At 59.4% G+C, this 18,032-nt stretch carries 18 protein-coding genes, 1 tRNA gene and 3 pseudogenes; 12 read left to right on the plus strand and 10 right to left on the minus strand.

Going from position 1 to position 18,032, the window contains the following annotated elements; all coding sequences use genetic code 11:
- The first annotated feature begins 123 nt into the window (after positions 1 to 123).
- Together ABNX08_RS37795 and ABNX08_RS37800 are read left to right on the plus strand one after the other, a co-directional pair.
- Positions 124 to 915, plus strand: coding sequence for a DUF2182 domain-containing protein (locus tag ABNX08_RS37795; RefSeq protein WP_349608307.1), 792 nt, complete (start codon positions 124 to 126; stop codon positions 913 to 915).
- Positions 916 to 1,000: 85 nt separating this feature from the next.
- On the plus strand, positions 1,001 to 1,819 hold the full coding sequence (locus ABNX08_RS37800; RefSeq protein ID WP_022540217.1) for a hypothetical protein: 819 nt from the start codon (positions 1,001 to 1,003) through the stop codon (positions 1,817 to 1,819).
- Positions 1,820 to 1,983: 164 nt separating this feature from the next.
- Here ABNX08_RS37800 and ABNX08_RS37805 read toward each other — a convergent pair whose 3' ends face one another.
- Both ABNX08_RS37805 and ABNX08_RS37810 read right to left on the minus strand, forming a co-directional pair.
- Positions 1,984 to 2,928: a histone deacetylase family protein gene (locus ABNX08_RS37805; protein WP_022540218.1), complete on the minus strand. Its 945-nt coding sequence runs from the start codon at positions 2,926 to 2,928 to the stop codon at positions 1,984 to 1,986.
- Positions 2,929 to 3,459: 531 nt separating this feature from the next.
- Complete coding sequence (locus ABNX08_RS37810; RefSeq protein ID WP_022540220.1) at positions 3,460 to 3,717, minus strand: hypothetical protein; 258 nt, start codon at positions 3,715 to 3,717, stop codon at positions 3,460 to 3,462.
- Between the two features lie 29 nt (positions 3,718 to 3,746).
- Between ABNX08_RS37810 and ABNX08_RS37815 the strand changes: the two are divergent.
- Positions 3,747 to 4,196: pseudogene (locus tag ABNX08_RS37815) on the plus strand (ISKra4 family transposase); the annotation flags it as partial.
- A 25-nt stretch (positions 4,197 to 4,221) separates the two neighbouring features.
- On the opposite strand, the pseudogene ABNX08_RS37820 reads toward ABNX08_RS37815, so the two are convergent.
- Together ABNX08_RS37820 and ABNX08_RS37825 are read right to left on the minus strand one after the other, a co-directional pair.
- Positions 4,222 to 4,724, minus strand: a pseudogene (locus ABNX08_RS37820) (IS3 family transposase); the annotation flags it as partial.
- 68 nt (positions 4,725 to 4,792) lie between these two features.
- Positions 4,793 to 6,025 (minus strand): annotated as a pseudogene (locus tag ABNX08_RS37825) (reverse transcriptase domain-containing protein); the annotation flags it as partial.
- Positions 6,026 to 6,054: 29 nt separating this feature from the next.
- Between ABNX08_RS37825 and ABNX08_RS37830 the strand changes: the two are divergent.
- From ABNX08_RS37830 to ABNX08_RS37840, 3 genes are all read left to right on the plus strand, one after another.
- Positions 6,055 to 6,342, plus strand: coding sequence for a DUF5372 family protein (locus ABNX08_RS37830; protein WP_374063771.1), 288 nt, complete (start codon positions 6,055 to 6,057; stop codon positions 6,340 to 6,342).
- A gap of 52 nt (positions 6,343 to 6,394) precedes the next feature.
- Positions 6,395 to 6,727, plus strand: a complete 333-nt coding sequence (locus ABNX08_RS37835; protein WP_349609875.1) for a DUF6788 family protein — start codon at positions 6,395 to 6,397, stop codon at positions 6,725 to 6,727.
- A 136-nt stretch (positions 6,728 to 6,863) separates the two neighbouring features.
- A complete protein-coding gene (locus ABNX08_RS37840; protein WP_374063770.1) occupies positions 6,864 to 8,936 on the plus strand; it encodes a recombinase family protein in 2,073 nt (690 codons plus the stop codon).
- 8 nt (positions 8,937 to 8,944) lie between these two features.
- Here ABNX08_RS37840 and ABNX08_RS37845 read toward each other — a convergent pair whose 3' ends face one another.
- The 3 genes from ABNX08_RS37845 to ABNX08_RS37855 form a co-directional block, all read right to left on the minus strand.
- Complete coding sequence (locus ABNX08_RS37845) at positions 8,945 to 9,196, minus strand: hypothetical protein (RefSeq protein WP_349606848.1); 252 nt, start codon at positions 9,194 to 9,196, stop codon at positions 8,945 to 8,947.
- 492 nt (positions 9,197 to 9,688) lie between these two features.
- Positions 9,689 to 10,036, minus strand: a complete 348-nt coding sequence (locus ABNX08_RS37850; RefSeq protein WP_374063805.1) for an IS3 family transposase — start codon at positions 10,034 to 10,036, stop codon at positions 9,689 to 9,691.
- A gap of 68 nt (positions 10,037 to 10,104) precedes the next feature.
- The gene (locus ABNX08_RS37855; RefSeq protein ID WP_022538307.1) at positions 10,105 to 10,401 is read right to left on the minus strand and encodes an IS3 family transposase; all 297 of its coding nucleotides are present in this window, start codon (positions 10,399 to 10,401) and stop codon (positions 10,105 to 10,107) included.
- Between the two features lie 221 nt (positions 10,402 to 10,622).
- On the opposite strand from ABNX08_RS37855, the gene ABNX08_RS37860 reads away from it, so the two are divergent.
- On the plus strand, positions 10,623 to 10,979 hold the full coding sequence (locus tag ABNX08_RS37860; protein WP_349605038.1) for a hypothetical protein: 357 nt from the start codon (positions 10,623 to 10,625) through the stop codon (positions 10,977 to 10,979).
- Between the two features lie 736 nt (positions 10,980 to 11,715).
- Here ABNX08_RS37860 and ABNX08_RS37865 read toward each other — a convergent pair.
- Entirely contained in the window at positions 11,716 to 12,432 is a 717-nt protein-coding gene (locus ABNX08_RS37865; protein WP_349605039.1) for a YiiX/YebB-like N1pC/P60 family cysteine hydrolase, read from the minus strand.
- A 348-nt stretch (positions 12,433 to 12,780) separates the two neighbouring features.
- Between ABNX08_RS37865 and ABNX08_RS37870 the strand changes: the two genes are divergently transcribed.
- Positions 12,781 to 13,203: an NUDIX domain-containing protein gene (locus tag ABNX08_RS37870; RefSeq protein WP_022540223.1), complete on the plus strand. Its 423-nt coding sequence runs from the start codon at positions 12,781 to 12,783 to the stop codon at positions 13,201 to 13,203.
- A 165-nt stretch (positions 13,204 to 13,368) separates the two neighbouring features.
- Here the strand turns inward: ABNX08_RS37870 and ABNX08_RS37875 are convergent, their stop codons facing one another.
- Positions 13,369 to 14,328 (minus strand): IS5 family transposase, encoded by a 960-nt coding sequence (locus ABNX08_RS37875; RefSeq protein ID WP_022538159.1) that lies wholly within the window; start codon positions 14,326 to 14,328, stop codon positions 13,369 to 13,371.
- Between the two features lie 225 nt (positions 14,329 to 14,553).
- Between ABNX08_RS37875 and ABNX08_RS37880 the strand changes: the two genes are divergently transcribed.
- Together ABNX08_RS37880 and ABNX08_RS37885 are read left to right on the plus strand one after the other, a co-directional pair.
- The gene (locus tag ABNX08_RS37880; RefSeq protein WP_022540224.1) at positions 14,554 to 14,865 is read left to right on the plus strand and encodes an H-NS family nucleoid-associated regulatory protein; all 312 of its coding nucleotides are present in this window, start codon (positions 14,554 to 14,556) and stop codon (positions 14,863 to 14,865) included.
- Between the two features lie 78 nt (positions 14,866 to 14,943).
- Positions 14,944 to 15,237 (plus strand): hypothetical protein, encoded by a 294-nt coding sequence (locus ABNX08_RS37885; RefSeq protein ID WP_022540225.1) that lies wholly within the window; start codon positions 14,944 to 14,946, stop codon positions 15,235 to 15,237.
- Between the two features lie 150 nt (positions 15,238 to 15,387).
- On the opposite strand, the gene ABNX08_RS37890 is transcribed toward ABNX08_RS37885, so the two are convergent.
- The gene (locus ABNX08_RS37890; protein WP_374063806.1) at positions 15,388 to 16,485 is read right to left on the minus strand and encodes an IS5 family transposase; all 1,098 of its coding nucleotides are present in this window, start codon (positions 16,483 to 16,485) and stop codon (positions 15,388 to 15,390) included.
- Between the two features lie 336 nt (positions 16,486 to 16,821).
- On the opposite strand from ABNX08_RS37890, the gene ABNX08_RS37895 reads away from it, so the two are divergent.
- Positions 16,822 to 16,906 (plus strand) — tRNA-Leu (locus ABNX08_RS37895).
- A 17-nt stretch (positions 16,907 to 16,923) separates the two neighbouring features.
- Positions 16,924 to 17,532 carry a PolC-type DNA polymerase III gene (locus ABNX08_RS37900; RefSeq protein ID WP_022540227.1) on the plus strand — a complete coding sequence of 203 codons (609 nt, stop codon included), beginning with the start codon at positions 16,924 to 16,926 and terminating at the stop codon, positions 17,530 to 17,532.
- Positions 17,533 to 18,032 lie beyond the last annotated feature (500 nt).

Below are 18,032 nucleotides of genomic sequence, written 5' to 3' on the forward strand. Positions count from 1 at the left end.
AAGGGACCGTTGTCGAGGTGGCGCAGACAAGCCATATTCGGAATTCGGCGAACATGATCGGGGGGCAAAGTGAGAACGGTACCCATCGACGCCACACTTGAGGCAGCGGTCAGGCGCGATCGCTTGGTCGTCGTTACCGCGCTTACTGCGGTTATCGCTCTGTCGTGGGCGTATCTGCTGGCCGGCGCCGGCATGGGCATGTCGCCGTTCGAGGTGACCCGCATGTCGCAGCGCGGGATAGCAACGGGCATGTGCGACGGGGGCATGTCCGGCATGGCGATGGTGGCGCCTGCAGTGTGGACGCCCGGCTATGCAGTCCTGATGTTCTTCATGTGGTGCGTTATGATGGTGGCGATGATGCTGCCCAGCGCGGCGCCGATGATCCTTTTGTTTGCTACGGTCAATCGCAAGCAGCGCGACACCAGGCGTCCCTATGTCCCGACAAGCATATTCGCAATGGGCTATCTTGCCGCCTGGGCTGGCTTCAGCTTGATCGCGGTGATCCTGCAGTGGGGGTTCCAGCGGACCGGTATCCTTTCACCGACGCTCGTCGCCACCAACACGATCTTCAGCGGTTTCCTGCTGCTCGCCGCCGGCGTTTACCAGCTCACCCCGATCAAGCATGCCTGTCTTCGCCACTGCCGATCGCCGCTTGCATTCCTTAGTACCCGTTGGCGGTGCGGCGCCCGCGGGGCGCTCCGCATGGGTCTTTTGCACGGCGCTTTCTGCGTCGGCTGCTGCTGGTTCCTGATGGGGCTAATGTTCTTCGGCGGCGTGATGAACCTCTATTGGATTGCGGGACTCGCGCTGTTCGTACTGTGCGAAAAGACTGTCCCTGCGGGGCACTGGCTCGGCTACGCAACGGGCGTCGCTTTGCTCGTCTGGGGTGCCGGGATGCTGGCGCTCGCGTTCTGAGGCGGCATGCAGGCATCACGCCGCCTGTCTAAGAGGAGACCGCGCCAAAACGGGGGCAAACGACCTTGAGGTTTCTGAGAGGACAATGAGCCACCTAGAATGGGCCAATGGCATCCGATCCTCGGCCGGCTATCGCCGTCCTGCAACTTCGAATTGCTCTGCGCGGCTTGAGGTCAAACCGCAGCAGGTGCGCTCCCTGAGTCTCGAAGGCGAGAAGGACATCGACTCGGTCAACCCGAAGGTCCTGTACTTCCACGTCGATGGCGGCTATCCGAGCGAAGTCACGCTGTATCTGCGCGCGCGCAGGTTCAGCTCGCTCTACTACACGGAACTGGGCAAGCACAGCCACACCGCCAGCGTGACGATCAACGACACCTCGATCGTGCTCACCCACAACCACACCGCTTCCGCCACCGAGACCGACCCGGCCGGCGGCCACGGCCACAACCTGCTGATCGACGTGAAGGTATCCGAAGGCGATCCGCGCGGCGTGGACATGCAGGACGTCAGCGACTGCGGCTGGCCGCCGGACCAGATCAGCACCGTGGCCGATCACACGCACAAGATCACCAAGCCGCAGATCGACAACTGGGTCAAGACCGATGTGCACCACCACTCCGGCAGCGTGGTGACCAACAGCAGTTTGAGGGCGGCCTTCACGGTTGGGATCATTATTGTTATTGTTGGTCGATGGGTCACCCGACGCCTCGGAAGACGTAGTACCGGCCGCGGAGGCGGCGACACGCGCATGTATTGCACGCGCTGCCATAACAGCGGTAGACGCGTCTGCGACCGTTGCGATGGTGCCGGCTTCGTCCGCGACTTCCAGGGGAATCCCGGCACTTGCCCACGGTGCGTCGGGGCTGGTCGGCTGAGCTGTGAATGTGGGCGCAGTTCTTACTGATGGCATGTTCCCCCAGCGCCTGGGTGAGGACCGGTCGAGAGCCGCCTGGAGAGCGCGCCTGCGAGCGTGCGTGCAACGCTGGACAGTGTCATGAAGAGTTCCGGGGCAACCGTCATGCGCGACGACGTACTATCGGCGCTGAACGCGGTCGCGCCGCTGTCTGTTCACTCGGCATCGAGCTGCATCAGAGCGCTGACATGAGCCATCGCACTCGTGGCCAATGCGTCAAGGCTATAGCCCCCTTCCAGGATTGATACGATGCGGCCGTCGCACGTCTCGTCGGCAATCTGCATCAGTTCCTTGGTGATCCAATGGAAGTCGCTGTCCTCCAGGTTCATGCCAGCGAGGGGATCCAGGCGGTGCGCGTCGAATCCCGCGGAGACAATGAGGATTTCGGGGGCGAACGCCCTTAGCGAGGGAAGCACGAGGGCGGAAATCGCGGCACGAAACTGCGCCGGCTCACAGCCGCGAGGCAACGGAACGTTGACGATATTGTGGTTCACCCCTGTCTCGGACCGGGCTCCGGTACCGGGATAGAAAGGCGACTGGTGGCTGGATGCATAGAACAGCTCCGGGCGGTCGAAGAATGCTGCCTGGGTTCCATTGCCGTGATGCACATCGAAATCCACCACAGCGACGCGCTCGAGTTTGTGGACCTCATAGGCGTAGGCTGCCGCGATCGCCGCCTGGTTGAAAATGCAAAAGCCCATCGCCTTCGCCGGTTCAGCGTGATGGCCGCACGGCCGCGTCGCGCAGAACACGTTACGCGCCTGGCCGTCCATCACCGCATCGACACCCGCGCAAGCAGCGCCGACGCAGCGCATGACGGCTTCCCACGAGCCCGGCGACATGACCGTATCGCCCGCGTCCAGCGGCACGTATCCCTGGGTGGGGGCGCTTTGCGCGATCTCGTCGATGTAGTACGAATCGTGGATCAATTGCAACTGCTCGACGGTGCCCATTGGCGCATTGCGCCATTCCAGCGAAGCGAACTCCGGCGTTCGCAACGCCCGCACGACGGCTCTCAGGCGTTCGGGCGACTCCGGATGGTGCGGCCCGGGGCGGTGCTCGAGACACGCGGTGTGGGTATAAATAATCGTAGTTGTCATGTTCGGCTGTACTCGGTTTCAACCGGCGACGTTCCCTGAATCGCTCACCGGTGGCCTACGTCGATCGTCACGCCAATCCTATCAGATATGTAATATATCAGGAGGGCCCGGTGTCGCCGGGGCGCACGAATACCAACTGTCCAGCCGGTTTTGAAGAGTCGCAGCGCCAGCCAAATAAATGTCGGTACGGCCGTGCGTTTTGTGCTGGGTATTGATCTTTTTGATGGGTGGTCCCGTCGGGCGGTGGCGCTGGCAGGAAGGGGCAGAGTCCCGCTCAGGGGGGCGGTTGAAGCCGCGATGGCCCGCTCCAGGTCCAGCCGGTTGAGAGCCGCTGCCGCTTTGTGCCCGGCGCCTTGGCCAGGGTTGCCTTGATCTTGTCGCATTCGGTCTTCGGCGGACTCTTTCCGCCGAACGCCCGGGTCAATCATGAACCGCCGATCATCCGCGAAGAAGGTCTCTAGCCGACCCTTGTCGGACACCTGGAGAACGTTGGACGAAGGGGGCAACATGCAGCGATGCGGTCATTTGTTCCTAGCTCGGGAGGAAGAAAAAGGTGAGGGCAAGGGCAAGATAGACGACCAGCAACTGCGCGCCCTTGAACCAGTCGGCGTGCCCATCGCTCGCCATTTGCGCCGTGACTGGCACTGACAAGATGACAATCAGCACAAGGGCCGGACGGAACGCGAGGTCCATCGGCGCCGGACCGAGGAAATGGCATGCCAGCACCGGCGAGACGAACAGCGCCCCCTGGACGCTCGAGCCGACCGCAATGGAAAGCGACAGGTCCATGCAAGGGCCGGCACGGCCCCAGCAACGCGGTATTGATCAAGGCACTGCATAGCGCAAAGTGGCACCTGTGGCACGGCTGCCCCTATCCGGCGTTGCGCCGATTGGAAAGCCTGGGCTGGGATCTGGACGCTGAGGCCAGCCCCGAAGAGGCCAAGCTCATCGGCAAGCTCGAGGAGTTCATCGTCTACCTGGACAACAACCGGCACTGCATCGTGAACTACGGTGACCGATATCGGCACGGGGAGCCCATTGCATCGGGGTTCGTTGAGTTGGCCATCAACCAGGTGGTGAGCAAGAGGTTCGTCAAACGGCAGCAGATGGCCTGGCGGCCTCGGCACGCGCAGAACTTGCTACAAATCCGGACGGTCGTGCTCAATGACCAGTTGCGATCGCACGTTGAGCGATGGCTTCGCGCTCTGCCTCGGGCCCGTTCGCCAACTGTTGGGCAGCGAGACCGCGCCAAATCGGGGGCTGACTAAGCAGCAAAGCGTTGGGGTGTAGTGGTCAAGTTATTTCGGACAGGCAGATAGGTTCTTTCACTGTCGTTTCCGTCTCGTAGGCGGCGGGCGACAGATAGCCCAAAGTGGAGTGCAAGCGCACCGGATTGTAGAAAGCGATGATGTACTGGTTGATGTCGCGCCGTGCCTCATCGTGGTTGGCGTACTGCCGCTGCCACACGCGTTCCATCTTGAGGTTCAGGAAGAACCGTTCCATCACCGAATTGTCCCAGCAATTTCCCTTGCGGCTCATGCTGCAAACCACGTGTGCTGCTTGAGCAACGCCTGGTATTCATCGCTCGCGTACTGGCTGCCCCGGTCGGAATGCAGGACCAGTCCCGGCTCTGGCCGGCGCTGCTGCAACGCCATGGTCAGTGCCGACATGACCAGTCCGGCCGGCATGGTGGGAGCCATCGACCAGCCAACCACACGACGCGAGTACAGGTCCAGCACGACCGCCAGATACAACCAGCCCTGCGCCGTGCGGAGTAGAGTAAGAGACAGGGCGTAGTCGGACTATTTCCCTGTCTCTCCTCTCCGAACCGGACTTGCGCCTCTCAGCGCATCCGGCTCTCCGTTCAAGTGTTGCTCATAGCAAAGGCGACATCGGGGTAGCGCGACTCGATGGTACGGCGTGTCTCATCGCGCAGGATAAACGGATTTTCTGTCAGGGTCCGCCAAGTAAAACGACCTTTGCGACTGGTAACGAGACGTCGAAGCGCCACCACCCCATACCACCCCCGACTGTTCTGGCCTTGTAACACCCATGTTGTAGCCTGTCCCGGTTCCGGCGCCCGGATGCAGTCGCGCATCAGCGACCTGAACCCGCGCCGGTACTTGCGCGCGAGCCAGTATCCGAGTTTCCAGAAGACCGTTCGGTCTATTTTCTTGAACATGGTGGCCGTATAGTCGGTGTATTGATAGAAGGCAGCCCAGCCAGCGATCTGCCGATTCAGGCTTTCCATCAGGTCCATCCTGTTCATGCCGTAGTTGCCCGACAATTGCTTTACGAGCCTCCCGGCAAAGCCTCGATACTTCTCCCACGGTATGGTCGTCACAGGCCGCATGCGGCCGCGTGGCCCACGCTTGCGAATAATCCGGTGACCGAGGAAGACAAAGCCGTCGTTCACATGCGTGATATGGGTTTTCTCCATATTTAGCGTGAGCTTCAGGTCGCCTTCAAGGAACCCACGGCACGCTTCGCGTACTGCCTCAGCATGTTCACGGGTTCCCTTGACCACGATCACAAAGTCGTCCGCGTATCGACAGTAGGACACTGCTGGCTTCCACTGCCGGCTTTCTCGAACAGCAATGGGTCGCTGTTTGAGAATTGCGAAGTTCCACGCCCACCGATCCTTCCGCACTTTCTTGTTCAGGTAGTTCCGTTCCATCCACGCATCGAACTCATGCAACATGATGTTGGATAAGAGAGGCGAGATGACACCGCCCTGAGGAACGCCTTCGCTTGCAGCACGAAACAGCTCGCGATCAACACAACCCGCCTTGATGAACTTCCAGAGCAGGGCAAGAAAGCGCTGATCGGCAATCCGCTTGCGAATCCCCTTCATGAGCAGCCGATGATGAACCGTATCAAAGTAGCTGGCGAGGTCGCCCTCGATAACCCAACGTCCCGCAGTACTTTGTTCACCGCTGTCTTGTAGCTGGAGCTTCACCGCGCGAATCGCGTGATGTACGCTACGGGCAGGCCTAAAGCCATATGAAGCCGGGTGGAAATCGCTCTCCCATATCGGCTCCATCGCCATCAACATTGCCCGTTGCACGATCCGATCCCGCAGGCTCGGGACGGTCAGCGCGAACTGCACAAGCGCTCAACGAGCATTTGGGATGGGCTGAGATCCGCCATCCGTTTCATCCGCTCCGGGGCCAGCGTTATCCGGTCCTGAAGACGCGCCGGGTGGCGGGCGTCGACACATTGCTGCTGGGTCATGTCGAGTGCGGCAGCTTCAGCATTGCCCGCGAATGGACCGACTGGGGCGCGCCTGCTGTCGAAGACGATTGCGAGATCCCTGTGTCTCGCTTCGATCTGGGAATGCTGCTGGAGCTGATCGCGTTGATCGATCAGCTTGCCGCTTCGTCCTCCAAGAAGTCATCAACCAAAGGAGCTTGATCAATGCATTTCATTGCCCTACTATCAGACCAGTTTTTAACGTGGTCCGCCAATGGAAGATATTCCGTCGTCAACATTACGCAGGCGTCGCGCGCAATTGCTCAAGCAAATGCCGGCGTTGGACACGCTCTTGCGGGGCTCGCTCATCGAACGCTACAAGCGCTGTGGCAAGCCTGGCTGCAAGTGCGCCGATGGCCCAGGTCATGGCCCCAAGTACTACTTGTCGGTGAGTTTTCCCGGGCGCCGACCACAAATGGACTACGTGCCACAAGCCGATTTCGCCGACGTCACCGAACGCCTGGCGAGCTATCACCGTGTCCGCGAGATCATCGAGGAGATCTGCGAGATCAATCGCGAACTATTACGCCGCCGCGAGGCGCTATAAGGGGCGTCGGTGAGCCAGTCGCCGCTGTCGCTCACCGACTCCATCGACCTGCAATCGGCCGGCGTACTCATCGCCAACATGCTCGAAGCCTGGCTCACCGCAGAGCCCGCGCTGGAGTTGACCGAGGAGGCCGTCGATGAACACCAAGATCACCCCCCAACATCAGAGCAAGCCGGCGTACATCTATATCCGCCAATCGACGCTGGCCCAAGTGCGACACCATCAGGAGAGCACGGAGCGCCAGTATGCGTTGCGCGACAAGGCGCTGGCATTGGGCTGGCCACAAACGTCGATCCGGATCCTGGATCGGGACCTCGGTCAGTCAGGCGCGCAGATGACGGGCCGCGAGGATTTCAAGACGCTGGTGGCGGATGTCTCGATGGGGCACGTGGGCGCCGTGTTTGCGCTGGAGGTCTCGCGCCTGGCGCGCTCGAATCTGGACTGGCATCGCCTGCTCGAGTTGTGCGCGCTCACCGGTACCTTGGTCGTCGACGCCGATGGGTGCTACGACCCGGGCGACTTCAACGACGGCCTGCTGCTGGGCCTCAAAGGCACGATGGCACAGGCCGAATTGCACTTTTTGCGCGGGCGCCTCCAAGGCGGCAAGCTCAACAAGGCGCAGAAGGGTGAGTTGCGCTTTCCACTGCCAGTCGGCTTGTGCTATGACGACGACGGCCGCATCGTCCTGGACCCCGATGACGAGGTACGCGGCGCCGTGCAGTTGGTGTTTCATCTCTTTCGAGAGACCGGCAGCGCATACGCGGTCGTCAAGCGCTTTGCCGAAGGTGGCTTGCGCTTTCCCAAGCGCGCCTATGGCGGCGCTTGGGCGGGCCGGCTCATCTGGGGGCGCCTGAGCCATGAGCGCGTGATCGGCCTGATCAAGAATCCTTCGTATGCGGGCATTTATGTCTTTGGACGGTACCAGTACCGGCAACGCATCACGCCACAGGGAGAGGTCCAAAAGCGCGTGCAGCCGGTACCCAAGGCGGACTGGCGTGTCCATCTGCCCGACCATCACGAAGGGTATATCACCCCGGAGCAATTCGAGCGCAACCAGGCACGCCTGGCGCGCAACCGAACCAACGGCGAAGGTACCGTGCTCAGCGGTGCGGCGCGTGAAGGATTGGCGCTGCTTCAGGGGCTGCTGCTATGTGGCTGCTGCGGTCGGGCGCTGACCGTGCGCTACCAGGGTAACGGTGGCATCTACCCAATGTACTTGTGCAATGCGCAGCGCCGCCAGGGTTTAGCGACCAGAGATTGCATGAGCGTGCGCAGCGACCTGCTCGACAACGCGATCGGCGAAGCAATGCTCGCGGCCCTGCGGCCAGCCGAATTCGAACTCGCCGTGACCGCCCTGAACGAACTCGAGCAGCGGGATCACGCCATCATGCGTCAGTGGCATATGCGCATCGAACGCGCCGAGTATGAAGTCGCTCTTGCCGAGCGTCGCTATCAGGAATGCGATCCCGCCAACCGTCTGGTCACGGGCACCCTCGAGCGGCGCTGGAATGACGCGATGCTTCGCCTCGAAGCGATCAAGACGGAAGCCGCCCAGTTCCAGAGCCAGAAGGCGCGCGTTGCCACACCCGAACAGAAGGCCCAGATCCTCGCACTGGCGCACAATCTGCCGCGCCTCTGGCGTGCTCCGGCGACCCCGGCGAAGGATCGCAAGCGCATGCTGCGACTGCTCATCCGGGACATTACGGTCGAGAAACTGCCCGCAACCAGACAGGTGGTCCTACACGTGCGTTGGCAGGGAGGCACCTGTACCGACACCACCGTGACTTTGCCCAAGCCGGTCGCCGACGCGGTGCGCTATCCCACTGCAACCGTCGAGCACGTGCGCAAACTGTCGCAACATTTGTCCGAGCCACAAATCGTTGCGCACCTTAATCAGGAAGGCCTGCGCAGCCCAACTGGCAAATCGTTCACGCTCTCCATGGTCAAATGGATCCGCTACCGGTACGGGATTGCGGCGACCAACTTCATGCGGCCCGACGAACTCACGGTCCAGCAACTCGCTCACCGACTAGGCATCAGTCCACACGTCGTGTATTACTGGATTGAGCGCCAGGTGGTCCACGCTCGTAAGCTCGACGGGCGGGGCCCATGGTGGATCACGCTGGATCCCGTCAAGGAACAGCAACTGCGGGACTGGGTGCGCACTTCAGGGCATCTTCGGGGGCAACATTCCCACACTCAACTGTGAGAGGTGCATTATGAGATCACCGTCGGCACGCCCAGTACACGCACACCACCAGACTTCTTTGGAATCGGCACCCCTTTGACCGGCGGCGGGAAATAGCTGCCGGAACAGAGTCGATTCCATAGCCTGTAGAGGTTATCGCCTAAGCGACTCTCGAATTGCTCGATCGATTCACGGTCAACGCCTGCGGCGCCGCCGTTTGCCTTCACACATTGGAATGCTTTCCAGATTAATGCTTTCGGAATGTCAAACGGTTTGGTCATGTGGCCGTGCTCCTCCTGCTCACGCAGTTGACACGACTTCTGACCGGGATGACGCAGCCCCTTCGCTCCACCACCATTACAGCGGCTTCAACGCTACTACGAGCTGCTCCGCCCCTTGGTGGCGCATCGCTACTTTCGGCCTCGCCTTTCGGGCTTGTGCCTTTCGCTTGGCATCGCCACCGAAGGTTCCCGCAGTTCAACGTAAGAGCCCGAATCAGGCTGACGCTGCCTCTATGCCGGACACCGCCTGGCCCGTAAGCAGGTAACGGCCAGACTAATCGCGGGGCAACATCACTCCCCGGTTTTGATGTCATCTGAGTACTTTCGACACTTGAACGGCAGTTCACGGTTGTTCGTCTTCCTGATTCATACCTGACGCCTTCACGACGCCTTTTCCATGACGCTCACGACCAGGGCTTTTGACCCAAGCCGCTCATGGTGGTTTGCCACCCGCTCCTGCAAGCCGATGACGAGGGGCCATACCCTCATCTCCTACGCCGCTTGCTGCGGCACACTGATGTCCGAAACCCACGCGCGATTGGGCTCGGCCACGTCAAACTGCCGGTCGAGCACGTTCTCTGCCACAGGTAGCGTATGCCTGCTGTCGGTCGTCGAGACGAACTTGCGCTTCCATCTCGCGCGCAATCCCGTTTCGCGCATCAGCGTGCGGACCCGATAGCGGCCAATACGTAGTCCTTGTGCCCTCAGCGCATGCATCACGCGCCGGCTGCCGTAGTTCGCACCACTGGCAGCAAACGCTGCCTTGACGTGGGTCTGTTCCTGCAGGCTCTTTGCGCTCGGCTTGGCACGCCGGTGCGCATAGTAGCCAGAGCGGCTCACCTGCAAAACCCGGCAGGCATTACTGACCGATACGGCCTCCTGTTGCAAGTGAGTTACCACGCGATAACTCACTTCAGTTCTCGTGCAAAGAAGGCCGACGCTTTTTTTAACAGCGCATTGTCCTCGCGCAGTTGTCGGTTCTCCGCTTCGAGCTGCCGAATGCGCTGCTGTTCGGCCGTCAGCGGTTTGCCCTCGCCCGGGCCGCCGGCGCGCTCGGCGTCGTATTGCGCCACCCAGCGGCGAACGGCCGTCTCACCAAGTTCCATCGACCGGCAGACTTCGCTGACCGATAATCCCTGGTCTCGTACCATCCGTACCACTTCCAGCTTGAAGCTGGCGTCAAATTGTCGGCGCCTTCTTGTCATCTAGCTCTTTCCTCGTCGATTCCGGATTGTCCTCCTATCGACCTGTCCGAGGAAATTAGACCACTACAGGGTTCTCCTCCGGAGATGGATGGTCTGCCCCTCGCGGGCGAAGAGCACCCGGGTCTTCCCATAAGGAGAGCCTCTGGACATAGCAAAAACTGGATCTCGTCAGTGCACTCCCAATGAACTACTTTGTTAGAAAAACAATGTGCGGAGGCGTCATGGCGAAAATTGGCATTCCGGTTCAGTCTTTAGAATTGTTCAGACTGGACGCTGCTGCGAAATATGTCACTGAATTCGAACCAAGGCAAAATCAGAAACTATTTTGTGTTATCAACGTCGTTGTTTGCGTATTTGATTCCAGCGGACGCGCAGTGTCCGGAATTCGATATAGAGAGTTCAAGGCTTCTCGATTTGCCGATATGGTTGGTATGTGGACAAATGTCGACCTGCAAACCGTGGACGAACTATCAAGGCCAGGAACATATTTCCTTAAATTTTTCCCTTATCGGTCGACGCGTCCCGATCCAAATGATCTCATCCCGGATGCGCTGGCTTCGGAGATCTATCTGATTTAATTCCGACGTTTGCTGGCTCCCAGACCTATTGGAACGGGCATTGGGCAAGCGATTGTCCAGGTATCGAGAGTAGCGATTCGTGAAAGCCAGTTGGTGGACGACCCTTGGAAAGAAATTTAGGTAGTGGCACTAGTGAGGGCTTCTTTCTGGTGTCGGCACCGCTTGCAACTTTCTTCTATCAAGGGGATCATTCCTCCATGTCACTGAGGAAACAGATACCGTTGACTTCTCAACCCTGTTGAGGGATTTCCTAACCAAGTTCTTCAAAATATCGAGGCTCTTGTGGCTGCATCAGGGCGAGGTTGAAGAATAGACGGGTGAGTATTCCGCGAGTCCATTTGTCGCCGCTGACACAGTGGGCGCCTGGGAGCGGAAAGGACGGAGCAACAATCATCACGCGATGGATGACTGCTCATGTTGTGGGTTTCCGCCATTCGATGCTGGCGGCTTCTGCGTCCGTAAGTGAGAGCTGCCCCTGTCAGCAGTTACAACCAGTCGCCCCAAACGCGCTGGGCCTGGAAGGACGTGAGACCGATGTTGCCTGGACGCGATAAGGCACGAGAACGGTGCCTTATCGCGTCCCTCTCGCTGGCTTGATCACGTGCGTTATCCGCAATTCGGCATCGGCCCAGCGTACAAGCTGCTGCGCCCCTTTTGCGCCGAATGCCCAATATCGTCGGGGCCCAAACGACACGGCGAAACCGGTTTGGCCCGGCTTGTCTCGGTGCAGCAAAAACTATGAGGCATGATAGCCAGTAAGTTTCCCCTCTATGTGAACGACCTCCAGGCGGGGATCTTTACTGATGTCGCCGGGATTGGAACCCGGTTCGCCATCCGGCACTTCCATCCCAAACTGCTGATAGTAATGGGTCCACGCTTCCAAAATCTCACCGGTGACCTTGTCCCTAAAACTCATCGGTCGCTCAACAAAGAACGGTTCTCCCCCGTTTGCTGCTTTGAACATGTCGACAACGAGTTCGCTGCAGTACAAGGCTTTTTCGTCTGTCAGGTAGAACTGATCGTACGGAAGGTCGCGTAGCTGAAGCCCGTAGTCAATGGCCAAGGGCACAAGTGATGAAAAACTAGAGTTCAGTCGGCCAACCAAATAGCGCGGCTTCTTTTCCGCATCATTTGACCGCCGTAGAAAAACATCAATATTGGTCACTCTCACTTCCGGCGGGAACGCCTCGAGAACAAAGGTTCCTTTGTTGTTCTTTAATGCGACCCCAACGTGGTTGACGTGAGCACCCCGATAGCCTTCGGTTACTGCGGAAATTGCATTTTGACTTGAACCTATTTGCGTGAATATGATATCGCCATGCTTGATCACGAAATTCTCCTCCCAAAAATTTTTTTCTATGGCCACACGGTAGCTTTTCGCCTGAAAAAACGCGTCGCGGCGGTGAATTATGGCAGAACCGCCACAACCCATGCGAATCGCGGCTCTCTGCATAAGCGCCTGCAGCGTGTGGAAGACATAGCGCAGCTACGTCAACGCCAGCAGTGCGTGTCAGGATGCACGCACACCAGCGCTGGAAGTGGCGTGCCGGCCATCAGATGCGCCGCGACGTCGGCCCCGACCAAACTAGCCAGCGCGAGCGCCGACGCGTGGAGCTGGCGGTACGCCGCGAAGCCCCGAGCGTAAGTAGTCGTTCTCGATTCCGACAGATATTTGTCGTTTGTAGCCAGTCAAAAGGCAGGTTTGAAGTAGGGTTGTCGGTCCCTGATCTGGAGTCGCTCGAATGACGTCGCCGAGGTTGTCGAGTACGCTATTTATGCTTGGGTGTGAGAGAAACAGACAATGAGGCTCATTAAGCATTCTGCTGGGTTGGTTGTGCTCCGACCTACTGCTGGTCAGTGGCTCTGCCTGATCCTACGTGCATATCGAAATTGGGACATGCCCAAAGGCATGCCAGAGTCTAACGAACAGCCGTTATCGGCCGCGATGCGGGAATCCAGGGAGGAAACCGGCTTGTCAATGCTTGAGCTTCGTTGGGGGGAGGACTATCGCGAAACGGAACCTTATGCGAACGGCAAGATTGCGCGCTTCTATCTTGCGGTGTCCCCCAACGGGGAGGTGAGCTTACCAATTAGCTCTGAACTAGGGCGCCCAGAGCACCACGAGTTTCGCTGGGTGACATTTGCGGAGGCCCAGCAACTGCTGCCATCTCGGTTCGAGCCGATACTGGAATGGGCTCAGAGCATGGCCGGAGCGCCGAGTTAAGGTCAGCGGATGCCCTTCGTCCCTCGCTGCCCAATCGCTAGTCCTTGTCCTGCGTTGACCCATATTGCTGCTGCAAGCATGCAGGAGAAAAAAATATTTCTACTCGAGATCGGCGTTGTTGCATAAATCGGACTTGAAGACACGGTGGCTCCTGTGATCCGAAAATCAGGCGACGCGGACGGACTGCGGGCGTGCGAGAGCGGCCATGCGGTTAAGCACGCCTACGCGGATCGCCACTTCTGTTGCTTGCGAGCCGATGCCACGCGCCCACAGGCGATTGCCCGTGAGCGTCTTGAGCCGGTACATCAGGTTCTCCACCAGCGAGCGGCGGTGGTAGCCGCAGCCCTTCTTCCATTCCTCTCGCCCGTTTTGCGCAATGGCGCTGATGGCCTCGTTGCGCCACTGCGCGCCGGGCGTTCTCTCAGACCAAGGCGCAGCACCTTCGCGCGGTGGGATCGACGGTTGCGCCCCGCGGGCTTCGATTTGAGCGTGGCATTGCCTCGTGTCATACGCGCCGTCACCACCGACGGTTCCGATCGGCACGTCTGCAGGAATCTGATCGAGCAGATCGGACAACACGTCGGCATCGGCGATGTCTTGATGCGTCATCAGTGCCGCGCATACCTGGCCGCTCTTCGCATCCAGAGCCAGATGCACCTTGCGCCAGGTGCGCCGCTTCGAATATCCGTGTTTGCGCACCTTCCATTCGCCTTCGCCGTACAGCTTTACGCCGGTGCTGTCCACCAGCAGGTGCATCGGCTCGCCGGCGTGCATGGCGGGCAACTTCACCGCGAGCTCCTGCGCACGACGGCTCAGCGTCGTGTAGTTGGGTACCGGCAGGTCGGGGAATGCGAGCTCGCGCAGGCTACACGCGAAGCCCTGAAGAGCCCGCAGAGGCAGATGGAAGACTTGCTTGAGCCCGAGCAGCATCTGAATCGCTGCGTCCGAGTAGACGTGCGGGCGCCCCCGCCTGGGCGATGTGTCCTCGGGCGCCGTGCGCAGTACGCTTTCGTCAATCCACATCGTCACGTCGCCTCTCGCAATCAAGCCAGCGTTGTAGCTCGCCCAGTTCCTGACACGATAGACACCTTTCGGCTCGCTTCGCTTGTGTTCGTCCTTGCGCATCTTCTCGGGAAAAAGTCGAGAATCTACGCAAGTCCCCGGAAAGTTAACAGACGTGCCGCCCTGGCTGTTGCGCGTAAACGTCAGCGAGCACACCCGGATTTATGCAACAACGCCCTCGAGATCTTTGGGATCGGACTACGCACTCCTGTGATAAGGTGAGGGCAGTTGTGCATTCCAGTTTTAATTCACACTGTCTTCTCTCAGACCTAAGAAAGGAAGAATCGTATGGCTACATATAAGGAGTTGATGGCCCAGAAGCGGGCGCTCGAAGGCCACCTGGAAGAAGTGCGTGCCAAGGAAGTAGCAGGTGCCGTCGAGCAGATCCAGACTCTGATGGCGGAGTATGACCTGACAGTCGAGGACATTACCAAGCGCCGGCGCGGACGCCCGGCGGGGAGCGGTGCAAGCAAGTCGAAGTCCGAGCTGCCTCCGAAGTATCGTGACCCCAAGACCGGAAAAACCTGGTCGGGTCGGGGCCGTGCGCCCGCCTGGCTGGGTAAGAACCCGAACCGGTTTCTGATTGCAGAAGAAGCTTAACTGCGCTCGACGCACGACTCGGTAGAATGCATTCGCCCCTGGACAGCTGCAGGGATATCGCTTTTTGAGAATAGCGTCATGTCCTTTGAAGCGATTCACGCCGAAATAATGCTTGCCCGGCCATATTTGATTCCCCGCGAGCGCACGGACAAAGGGATAAGGAACGGGTATTCGTACTGGCTGAAAGTTCCGCCCAGCAAGGAGTTGCGGGTTATCCGACTTTCGCAAGAGGGCGACAGCTATGAACTCGTGCGTTCGGCCAGCGAGCGAAAATCGCTTCAACGGGTACGACAGCGCTTCTTCGGCTCAATGGCTGAGCTCCTGGCCATCATCGATGAACAAGTAGAGATCATCCGTGAGCATGGGCCTTAGTTTAGCAGGCTGCTGAAGTACTCCCCGCACAAACGGTATGCTTTCCGCCTGTGCAGGTAAGCACTGCTTGATTTCACAATCCGAAAGCTACGCGCCCCTGAATCGAGTTTTTCGGCTGTTGGGCGCCCATTTCCGGCCTTCTTTGCCCGCTTACTGCAACTGCGGACGGATTTGTCCCAGCGAACGCATGCGCACGAGGTTGTAGGCGGCCATGCTCAGCACGAACATCTGGTCGACTCGCTTCAGTCCGCGCACCATCACCTGGCGCATGCGCCCAACCGTCTTGACCCAGCCGAAGCCTTGCTCGATCAGCTTGCGCTTTTGCTGCGAGATGGCATATCCCTCGCTGCGGGCAATGGCATCAGGAACCGCCGAGCGCCGACCCGAGGTGTTTTGCGCCACATGCGGCGTCACCTTCATCTCCAGGCAGGCCTCAATAAACTCCTGCGCGTCGTAGCCCTTGTCTGCGCCCACTGTGATTTCGGTGTCCGGATTGTCCGTCACCTGCCGGGCATCGTTGAGCATGATTTTGGCAGCCTCGCGCTCGGCGTGTCCATCAGCGGTGCTCACCAGGGCGCTGACCACCAGGCCGTGGCGGTTGTCACTCAACGTATGCCCCATGTAGCGCAGTTCACTGCCAGTCTTGCCTTTGCGATAAAGCTTCGCATCTGGATCGGTACTGGATTGATGCGTCTCGTTGCTGCGCTGGTGCCCCCTGAAGTTGCCGCTATCGTCGTCGCCGTCGCTTCCATCCTTGCGGACAAAGCTCTTGTGGCCTGCCCACGCCTGAATCAGCGTGCCGTCCACGCTGAAGTGCTCGCCCGACAGCCAGTTCTTCTTCTGCGCAAGGGCCAGCACCTCGTTGAAGAATTCGATTACCGCGTCGTGTTGGATCAGACGCGCGCGGTTCTTGGTGAATACCGTGGGCACCCAGACTGCGTCGTCCATCGACAACCCGATGAACCAGCGAAACAGCAGGTTGTACTGCGTCTGCTCCATAAGTTGGCGCTCGGACCGAATGCTGTAGAGCACCTGCAGCAACATCGCTCGCAGCAGCTTCTCCGGCGCGATGCTCGGGCGACCGCCCTTGATGTCGGCCTCATACATCCCCGCGAACAGCCGATCCATCTTCGCCAAGGCCTGATTGACCATGGTGCGGATCGGGCGCAGTGGATGGGACTTGGGCACGAAATCGTCCAGCCGCCGCATGGTGAACAAGCTTTCGGTGAAGGTGTCTGCGCCGCGCATGCGATGTCGGAGAGTGAAGTCGGAGAGTGAATCGTGTTGAGTTCTCAGATCAACGTTTCTACCTGTCGATGCGCTGACTCGGGGTCGAGGTACTTCAGCAGCCTGTTAGATTAGGCGAATCCATTTGGTGCTTGGGATTGGCGTCACGCTCGCAAGTCATTTCCTCTTGCACAGCACCGTCGGTCCCGTCCGCGGCGGGACCAGAGCGCGGATTTTAGGTTAGAATGCGAAGCTTGAAACGATTTCCGAGCGTATGGGGCTTAAGCGAAGGCAAATGTCTCTGCGAGAGTTGGAAGCCCTGAAATCCCGGACGCCAGGCAATATTGTTTCTCCCCAGCCGACGTGGTGAAATTGGTAGACACGCTATCTTGAGGGGGTAGTGGCGAAAGCTGTGCGAGTTCGAGTCTCGCCGTCGGCACCAAACAACTTAGAAGCAGGATGCAGACGGTCGCGGTTCTGGATTTTGAAACGACGGGATTGTCGCCAAGTCTCGGTGACCGAGCCACGGAAATTGCTGTCATCTTGCTGCGCGACGGCGAGATTGTCGACAGTTATCAAAGCTTGATGAACGCTGGAAGGCGTATCCCCCCGCAGGTTGTAAGCCTGACCGGAATCACCAATGACATGATCGCAGATGCGCCTGCCGCATCGAAGGTCATGAGTGAAGCGGCCCGGTTTGTCGGCAGACATCCGGTGGTAGCCCACAATGCCGGATTTGACCGAAGGTTTTGGCAAGCCGAGCTTGGGCTTCTGGACATCGCAGCCAATCAGCACTTCGCGTGTACGATGCTCACCTCCAGGCGTATCTACCCACACGCTCAAAATCACAGGCTATCAACACTCGTCGATTTGCTGCAATTGCCCAAGACCGGGCGCGCGCACAGAGCGATGGCCGACGCTGAAATGACCGGTCATTTGTGGCATCGACTGCGACACGATATCGCTCAGACGTACGGAGTGAGGCAGGTCGATTACGCGCTCATCGCCCATGTTCAGGCAACCAGCCGCGCGAAGGTACCGACGTTCCTTCGTTCGCTGGGCGAATAAGGCGGAAATTGTTCGCTGGTCGGCCCGACACTGATCGGCATGGTGCTGCCGCTAGACAGACAGCCTGGCGTTTTCCCGCTGAGCGCCGCCCGCTTCCTATCCGCATCGTTTATCGTCTATCGCCTCGGCATCGAGACTCGCGGCAAGTCGCTTGAGGCGATCTCGGCCCATTAGTCGGCGCGATGGGCCCGGCCATCGCACGCGCCGGTCCGCCTACAGACAAGCCCTGCTTTTCGCCGATATGCGTTCGATCGCCGACAAGAGGAAAGCCCTCGGCCAATTGGTCGAGGGCTATGAGTATTGACGGGTTGTTCGCAGACCTGTCACCGACATCATCACATTTACGCTCCATCCTGGGCTCCCCCTATTGGTGGGAGACCGAAACCTGCGCATAACGACACGGCAGCATCCTTTCGCCCCGGCCCGGCCAGCTCGGCTGGTGCCGACTGCACAATGTCTACCATCACGGTGCTGCTGTCCAACGACGACTGCCGGACGGT

Source organism: Cupriavidus sp. DF5525, from assembly GCF_040149425.2.
Classification (GTDB): domain Bacteria; phylum Pseudomonadota; class Gammaproteobacteria; order Burkholderiales; family Burkholderiaceae; genus Cupriavidus; species Cupriavidus pickettii_A.